The sequence below is a fragment of the Streptomyces sp. NPDC006997 genome, from assembly GCF_040635175.1.
Taxonomy (GTDB): domain Bacteria; phylum Actinomycetota; class Actinomycetes; order Streptomycetales; family Streptomycetaceae; genus Streptomyces.
Genome location: NZ_JBEYHH010000034.1, coordinates 65232 through 71487, shown reverse-complemented (window position 1 = coordinate 71487; position 6256 = coordinate 65232). Strand labels below are relative to the sequence as shown.

The following is a 6256-nucleotide window of genomic DNA, read 5'->3' as shown; positions in this document are numbered from 1 at the left end:
GGCCGCCGCCAGCCTGGGACCGGACCGCACGCCGCTGAACCGGGCACAGCCCCCGCCCCACCCGACGCGCCCCACCCACGCACCCCCAAGCCGCCCAACCCACCCGGCGTGCCTCCACTCACCCGGTGCGCACCCCCACACCCCACCGGCCCGCCAGCCGCTAAACCCACCCGGCGTGCAGGCGAGGCGACGACGCGCCCCCACACCCACCCTCCACTACGCAGCTGGCCTGAGGGACCAACACGGCCCGGCCCCCCGTCTTTCCGGGCCGTCCGCGCGCTTCTCACCCGTGCTGGAGCGGCCCGGGGTCAAGGGTGGCCCGTAGGGCCATCGCCGAAGGCGACGCGGAGCGACAGCGCAGCGCCCTTGAGGCCGGGACGCGGAAGCACGACCCTGGCAAAAGAAGCGGGCGGCCCCCACGGCAACCCCCACCAGCAGGCGCCCACCGCCTCACCCCTCGGCGATCACCACAGCCGACGCCACCCCGGCGTCATGGCTGAGGGACACGTGCCACGACCGCACCCCCAGCTCCGCCGCCCGGGCAGCCACCGTACCGGTGACCCGTAGGCGAGGTTGCCCGCTGTCCTCGACGCACACCTCGGCGTCGGTCCAGTGCAGCCCGGCAGGCGCGCCGAGGGCCTTGGCCAACGCCTCCTTGGCCGCGAACCGCGCCGCGAGCGAGGCGACACCCCGGCGCTCACCGCTCGGCAACACCAACTCCCGCTCGACAAAGAGCCGCTCCGCCATTCCGGGCGTCCTCTCCAGGGACACCCGGAACCGATCGATCTCGGCTACGTCGATGCCGACTCCGATGATGCTCATGCGGAGCACCTTACGGCGGGTTCCTGCTCAGGAGCCGTCCTGCGCCTCGGTGCCCGCACCGAACAGTTCATCAGCCCGTTCGATGGTGACGGCACGCACCAGCAGGTTGTCCAGGAGCGCGAGGTCGGTGCAGTTGCTGACACGGTCCCGCACGGCGTCGGAGACGGCGAGGCCACGAGCCTCAAGGACGCGCAGGATGCCCTCGGCCTTTCCGGCGGCCTTGCCCTTGGCTTCACCATCGAGGTATGCCTCCTCGAAAACAGTGCCCCGGCCCGGGAAGTAACTGATGACCATTTTCTCCAGCTCTCTCCACGTTTCTTTGGCCGGAGTGTTCTCCAGGCCGACTTCCAGCAGTTCCGACCAGTACTTGGCGGTGGCCATGTCGAACGACCGCATCGCGTGAGCCAGCAGATTCAGTATCCGCTGATCCCCTCGCTCTCGCTGTGGACGATCGCCGCGAAGGTGGCCAGCGCGGGCTGGCGTGCCACGTCCGACTCGTCGGTGATGCGCGGGACGGTGTCCGGGCCCAGCACGAACGGGCGCAGGACCAGGGTCGACCAGTTGCCGACGCGGCACTCGAATGGCCCGGCCGCCCAAGTCGCCGTCGCCTTCTTCCGACAGACCGCGACGAGCAGCACCGGCAGGTGGAACTTGGCCTGCAAGTACGCCGTGTAATACGACCAGTTGACGCCCTTGTCGTCCGCCGGGGCGGTCTGGGCCTCGATGGCGAGCAGGAAGGCGTCGCCATCTGAGGGGACGACCTTCAGCACCGTGTCGACACGCCGTTCGAGCGGCTTGACCTCCGTCGCGTCCGGCGTGATCGCCTCGATATCCGCCTTCACGGGCGGCGGCAGTCCCAGCGCCTCGAAGACGGGGGTGAGGACCTCGGGGTGATCCTGGAAGATCCGGTGTGAGGTCTCGTGGGTGGATGTGACCATGGGCGTCACTTTCCTGGTCCGATGTCCGGCAGATCCGATGAACGCGGAGGCGTTCACTCTTTCGAGCGGCGGGGAAACGTTCACGCCGCCGACGTCAGCTCGCACCACACGTACTTGCCCCGGCTCCCGTCCCTGGCCAGCGGCTGCCACCCCCACACGTCGGCGCAGGCCCGCACGAGCGCCAGCCCCCGCCCACCCTCGGCGTCCCCGCTCCGCTCGAACGGCGTCGGCGGCTGCGGGGGTGCAGGGTCGGCGTCCCACGCCCCGATCCGCAGAGTCCCCGCCGCCCAGCGCACCCGCAGGGCGGCGGGCCCTTTCGTGTGCAGTACGGCGTTGGAGACCAGCTCCGCCGCGAGCAGCTCCGCCACGTCCACGAAGCGGATCAGTCCGTGCACGGTGAGGACGAGACGGAGGGTGCGGCGGCTCACGGTGACGGCGCGCGGGTCGTTCGGGATCGAGAGGGAGTACTCCCAGGAGTCGCTTTCGGACATGCGTCAGCTCCGGTTCGGTAGTGGGGGAGGTGGGGGCAGCCAGCGGTGTCATTGCCGCAGCCGTGATGGCAGGACGGAGCGGTGCGCTTCCGCAGCGTGCCCGTCACATGACTGACGGTAGGGCTTACGCGTAATCCCGAGCAAGCCGATCGCGTAATCTGACCCGAACGAGCTGCACTGACAGACGTGTTGAACCAAGGAGCGATGGATGGTCCTGAGGCGCGAGCCGACTGCGCGTCAGATGCGTCTCGGAGTCGAGCTACGCAAACTCCGCGAGGCGGCAGGACTCACGGCCGTGGACGCAGCAGCACTGCTCGGGGTCAACCGTGTTCAGATCAGTCAGATCGAAGCCGGGTTCGCGGGCATGAGCGAGCAGCGTCTGCGTCGCCTGGCGTCGCACTATGTCTGCACCGACGCCGAGTTCATCGATGCCCTGGCAGCGATGGCCACCGACCGAACGCGCGGATGGTGGGAGGAGTACCGGGGCCTCCTACCGACGTCATTTCTAGACCTCGCCGAACTAGACCACCACGCGACGTTCTGGAACGAGGTCGCGATTCTGTACGTCCCGGGCCTCTTGCAAACAGAGGAATACGCCCGTGCCGTCTTCTCCGCACGGGTTCCCGAACTCACCCAGGACGAAATGGAACTGCGCGTCCGTCACCGCATGAGGCGTCAGCCGGTCAGAGTCCCTTACAAAGTGCTGATCCACGAGGCAGCCCTGCGTATCAGAGTCAGCGACCGTGCCGCCTCCCGGGCTCAGCTCCTCAGGCTCCTGGAACTCTCGGAAGCGGACAACATCACCGTACGCGTCATCCCGTTCGACCTCGACGGCTTCGCCCGAGCCGCTAGCACGATGACGTACGTGGGCGGCCCCGTCCCGAGGCTGGACACGGTGGTACGCGACGTGCCGCATGGCTCGGCCTTCGTGGATTCCGAAGCTCAGCTCAGCGCCTTTCGAACACGCTTCCATAAGGTGGAGGCCGTATCGCTTGCCCCTGAACGCTCGCGTGAATTCATCCATCGGCTCGCAAAGGAGCTATGAGGCACCCCATGAACAACTGGCGCAAGTCGTCCTACTCAGGCCCCGACGACGGCAACAACTGCGTAGAGATCGCCCCCTCCCCCACCCACATAGCCGTCCGCGACTCCAAGGCCCCCACCCAAGCCACCCTCACCTTCCCCACCACCGCCTTCACCCCCTTCCTCGCAGCCCTCAAGTCAACGACCTCACTCCACCGTCACTGACTTCGCCAGGTTCCGAGGCTGGTCCACCTCGTTCCCCCGTGCCGTCGCCAGTTCGCAGGCGAAGACCTGCAACGGGACCGTCGAGACCAGCGGTTGCAGCAGCGTGGGTGTCACCGGCACCCGGACGAGATGGTCGGCGTAGGGGACGACCGCCTCGTCCCCCTCCTCCGCGATGACGATCGTCCGCGCACCCCGGGCCCGGATCTCCTGGATGTTGGAGACGATCTTGTCGTGGAGGACGGACCGCCCCCGGGGCGACGGTACGACCACGACGACCGGCAGGTCCTCCTCGATCAGCGCGATCGGCCCGTGCTTCAGCTCGCCCGCCGCGAAGCCCTCGGCGTGCATGTAGGCAAGCTCCTTGAGCTTGAGGGCGCCCTCCAGGGCGACGGGATACCCCACGTGCCGCCCCAGGAAGAGCACCGTCCCCTTCCCCGCCAGCGACCGGGCCAGTTCCCGCACGGGCCCCATCGTGCCGAGCACCTGCTCCACCGCGCCCGGCATCCGCGACAGGTCGCGGACGACGGCCCGGATCTCGTCGGCGAACTTGGTGCCCCGCACCTGGGCGAGGTACAGCGCGACGAGATAGCAGGCCACCAGTTGCGTCAGGAACGCCTTGGTCGACGCGACCGCCACCTCGGGCCCCGCGTGGGTGTAGAGGACGGCGTCGGACTCCCGGGGAATCGTCGAGCCGTTGGTGTTGCAGATGGCCAGCACCTTGGAGCCCTGCTCCCGGGCGTGCCGCAGGGCCATCAGCGTGTCCATGGTCTCGCCGGACTGGGAGACGGCGATGACGAGGGTCTGCTGGTCGAGGATCGGGTCCCGGTACCGGAACTCCGAGGCCAGCTCGACCTCGCACGGAAGCCGCGTCCAGTGCTCGATGGCGTACTTGGCGATGAGGCCCGCGTGGAACGCCGTACCGCACGCCACGATCACCACCTTGTCGACCTGCCGCAGCACACCCACCGGAATCCGCACCTCGTCCAGCCGCAGCGACCCGGCGCGGTCAATACGCCCGAGCAACGTGTCGGCGACGGCCTTCGGCTGCTCGGCGATCTCCTTGAGCATGAAGTAGTCGTGGCCGCCCTTCTCGGCGGCGGAGGCGTCCCAGTCGACGTGGTACGACCGTACGTCCGCCGGACGACCGTCGAACCCGGTGACGGTCACCCCGTCCCGGCGCAGCTCGACGACCTGGTCCTGGCCCAGCTCGACGGCGTCCCGGGTGTGGGCGATGAAGGCCGCGACGTCCGAGGCGAGGAAGGCTTCGCCCTCCCCCACCCCGACCACCAGCGGGGAGTTCCGCCGCGCGCCCACGACCACGTCGGGCTCGTCCGCGTGTACGGCGACCAGCGTGAACGCCCCCTCCAGCCGTCGGCAGACGAGCCGCATCGCCTCCGCGAGGTCGGCGCAGGAGGAGTACTCCTCGGCGAGCAGGTGGGAGACCACCTCGGTGTCGGTCTCGGAGGCCAGCTCATGCCCCCGCTCGGTCAACTCGGCCCGCAACGCGGCGAAGTTCTCGATGATGCCGTTGTGGACGACGGCCACGCGGCCCGCGTTGTCCAGGTGCGGGTGGGCGTTGGCGTCGGTCGGCGCCCCGTGCGTGGCCCACCGGGTGTGGCCGATCCCGTTCGAGCCGGTCGGCAGTGGCCGTTCCGTCAGCTCCTTCTCCAGGTTGACGAGCTTCCCGGCGCGCTTGGCCGCCGCCAGCCCGCCGTCGGCGAGCACGGCGACGCCCGCCGAGTCGTAGCCCCGGTACTCCAGCCGCTTCAGTCCGGCCATGACGACCTCAAGAGCCGACTGCGGCCCCACGTATCCCACGATTCCGCACATGTGCGGCACCCTACGTCCGAATCTCCGTCCGAACTGGCCTCAGCCTGCCCGAATTCGGAAATTCCCACCGTCGTACGAACCGTAAGAACGCCCGGAGCGGAAGTCGGCCCAGAGACGCCGGGACATGTGTCGCGATATAGCGCTAGCCTTCTAGCCGAACAGGACTCGTCTGAACTCCACGCAACTCCACGGGACTCGACAGGAGCAGAACAGAAGCATGTCGGGAGAGATTTCACCCAGCGGGAAGCACTCAAGCTCCGATGTCGGGTCCGGCAGCGCCTCACCCGACCTACGCGCCTCCCACGCCGACCGCGACCGAGTCGTCGACGTCCTCCGCGTCGCGGCGGGCGACGGCCTGCTGACCGCCGAGGAGCTGGACGAGCGCCTGGAGGCCGCCCTGTCGGCCCGCACGCTGAGCGAACTGGCCCCGCTCACCGCCGACCTGCCCTCCGTACCGACGGCGGCGGGCGTGGCCGGTACGGAGGTCAAGGACGTCGTCCGCATCGCACAGGTGCACAGCGGGCCGGTCGAGCGCTCGGGGCGTTGGGTGGTGCCGCGGCGGCTGGAGCTGGCGGTGACGTTCTGCGCGGTGACGCTCGACTTCACCGAGGCCGTGATCACGCAGGACACCCTGCGTATAGACGTGGCCATGACCGGCAAGAACCTGACCCTGATCACCCGGCCCGGCATCGTGGTCGACACCGACGGCCTCAACATGCTCCACAGCCGGGTGAAGTACCGCCGTACCCCGCAGAACCCCGGGACCCCGGTCACCCTGCGCGTGGAGCTGGTCGGGCTGAAGACCTTCGGCCGGGTGGTCGTACGCCCCGCGCGCCGCACGTTCGGCCAGTGGCTGCTGCGCAAGCCGCCGACCTCGTCGCCCCGGTCCCTGTCGGCTGGCGACTGACGCCCGCCGGGAGGCGAGAG

Annotated in this window: 8 protein-coding genes; 3 read left to right on the top strand and 5 right to left on the bottom strand. The window is 69.1% G+C overall.

Annotated elements, in window-relative coordinates:
- Window positions 1–450 precede the first annotated feature (450 nt).
- The 4 genes from ABZ659_RS28535 to ABZ659_RS28520 all read right to left on the bottom strand — a co-directional run bounded on the left by ABZ659_RS28535 (window position 451) and on the right by ABZ659_RS28520 (window position 2251).
- A complete protein-coding gene (locus ABZ659_RS28535) occupies window positions 451–822 on the bottom strand; it encodes a holo-ACP synthase (RefSeq protein WP_360225327.1) in 372 nt (123 codons plus the stop codon).
- 27 nt (window positions 823–849) lie between these two features.
- Window positions 850–1203, bottom strand: coding sequence for a hypothetical protein (locus tag ABZ659_RS28530; RefSeq protein ID WP_360225325.1), 354 nt, complete (start codon window positions 1201–1203; stop codon window positions 850–852).
- Between the two features lie 32 nt (window positions 1204–1235).
- Window positions 1236–1760, bottom strand: coding sequence for a hypothetical protein (locus ABZ659_RS28525; RefSeq protein WP_360225323.1), 525 nt, complete (start codon window positions 1758–1760; stop codon window positions 1236–1238).
- An 80-nt stretch (window positions 1761–1840) separates the two neighbouring features.
- Entirely contained in the window at window positions 1841–2251 is a 411-nt protein-coding gene (locus ABZ659_RS28520; RefSeq protein WP_360225321.1) for an ATP-binding protein, read from the bottom strand.
- Window positions 2252–2459: 208 nt separating this feature from the next.
- Between ABZ659_RS28520 and ABZ659_RS28515 the strand changes: the two genes are divergently transcribed.
- Window positions 2460–3296 (top strand): helix-turn-helix transcriptional regulator, encoded by an 837-nt coding sequence (locus tag ABZ659_RS28515; protein WP_360225319.1) that lies wholly within the window; start codon window positions 2460–2462, stop codon window positions 3294–3296.
- Window positions 3293–3499, top strand: coding sequence for a DUF397 domain-containing protein (locus tag ABZ659_RS28510; RefSeq protein WP_360225317.1), 207 nt, complete (start codon window positions 3293–3295; stop codon window positions 3497–3499). The genes ABZ659_RS28515 and ABZ659_RS28510 overlap by 4 nt, the downstream gene beginning before the upstream one ends.
- Here ABZ659_RS28510 and glmS read toward each other — a convergent pair.
- Window positions 3482–5329: a glutamine--fructose-6-phosphate transaminase (isomerizing) gene (gene glmS / locus ABZ659_RS28505; RefSeq protein ID WP_360225315.1), complete on the bottom strand. Its 1848-nt coding sequence runs from the start codon at window positions 5327–5329 to the stop codon at window positions 3482–3484. The two genes, ABZ659_RS28510 and glmS, sit on opposite strands and share 18 nt — an antisense overlap.
- Before the next feature lie 217 nt (window positions 5330–5546).
- Between glmS and ABZ659_RS28500 the strand changes: the two genes are divergently transcribed.
- Window positions 5547–6236 carry a DUF1707 domain-containing protein gene (locus ABZ659_RS28500; protein WP_360225313.1) on the top strand — a complete coding sequence of 230 codons (690 nt, stop codon included), beginning with the start codon at window positions 5547–5549 and terminating at the stop codon, window positions 6234–6236.
- Window positions 6237–6256: the final 20 nt, after the last annotated feature.

Excerpts from the sequence above, each read along its gene's own strand:
- ABZ659_RS28535 (WP_360225327.1), bottom strand. The coding sequence starts at position 822 with ATGAGCATCATCGGAGTCGGCATCGACGTAGCCGAGATCGATCGGTTC.
- ABZ659_RS28530 (WP_360225325.1), bottom strand. The coding sequence starts at position 1,203 with ATGGCCACCGCCAAGTACTGGTCGGAACTGCTGGAAGTCGGCCTGGAG.
- ABZ659_RS28525 (WP_360225323.1), bottom strand. The coding sequence starts at position 1,760 with ATGGTCACATCCACCCACGAGACCTCACACCGGATCTTCCAGGATCAC.
- ABZ659_RS28520 (WP_360225321.1), bottom strand. The coding sequence starts at position 2,251 with ATGTCCGAAAGCGACTCCTGGGAGTACTCCCTCTCGATCCCGAACGAC.
- ABZ659_RS28515 (WP_360225319.1), top strand. The coding sequence starts at position 2,460 with ATGGTCCTGAGGCGCGAGCCGACTGCGCGTCAGATGCGTCTCGGAGTC.
- ABZ659_RS28510 (WP_360225317.1), top strand. The coding sequence starts at position 3,293 with ATGAGGCACCCCATGAACAACTGGCGCAAGTCGTCCTACTCAGGCCCC.
- glmS (WP_360225315.1), bottom strand. The coding sequence starts at position 5,329 with ATGTGCGGAATCGTGGGATACGTGGGGCCGCAGTCGGCTCTTGAGGTC.
- ABZ659_RS28500 (WP_360225313.1), top strand. The coding sequence starts at position 5,547 with ATGTCGGGAGAGATTTCACCCAGCGGGAAGCACTCAAGCTCCGATGTC.